This is a genomic window from Acinetobacter sp. RF14B, assembly GCF_006864105.1.
Taxonomy (GTDB): Bacteria; Pseudomonadota; Gammaproteobacteria; order Pseudomonadales; family Moraxellaceae; genus Acinetobacter; species Acinetobacter lwoffii_C.
On record NZ_SMTB01000263.1, the window covers coordinates 1 to 470 of the forward strand.

The 470-nt window shown below is 49.1% G+C and carries 2 protein-coding genes; both read right to left on the minus strand.

Annotation, left to right across the window (positions count from 1 at the left end; genetic code table 11):
- Positions 1 to 200 (minus strand): IS66 family insertion sequence element accessory protein TnpB (gene tnpB / locus E2K52_RS14870; RefSeq protein WP_151205736.1); only part of this gene is annotated, 200 nt, incomplete at its 3' end.
- Complete coding sequence (locus E2K52_RS15550; protein ID WP_227548262.1) at positions 197 to 469, minus strand: IS66 family insertion sequence element accessory protein TnpB; 273 nt, start codon at positions 467 to 469, stop codon at positions 197 to 199. The genes tnpB and E2K52_RS15550, both read right to left, overlap by 4 nt.
- Position 470 lies beyond the last annotated feature (1 nt).

Consider the following 470-nt stretch of genomic DNA (forward strand, 5'->3'; position numbering starts at 1 on the left):
GGCCGCCGGGAACACAGCCAGATGCCCAGTCCATCATGTACCAGCACTTTCATGCGATGGCCACGTTTATTACAGAACAGGTAGGCGCAATGCGGTTTGATGTAGCCAAAGGCTCTCACCACCTGAGCCATGACAGTATCCATACCTGCACGCATGTCCATGGGCTGGGTAGAGAGCCAAATTTCATCAATGCGGATCATGTTGCCAGTGCCTTGAGTAATTCTGCCAAGGCAGGTATTTCTGATGTCTGCCATTTTAGCTGAATATCATTATTCGTATGAGGCACGGTGATACACAACGTGATCCTCTCATCAATAGGTTGGCTGATTGCAGCAGTGTAAGGCAAAGCAATAAATGCTGGATTCACATGAGTAGGATCCTGCACGGCACCCTCATGATGGCTGAAGATCCTGATCCAACGACTGACAAGGTTGGCATTAATACTATGTTGCAGTGCGACCGAAGCGATC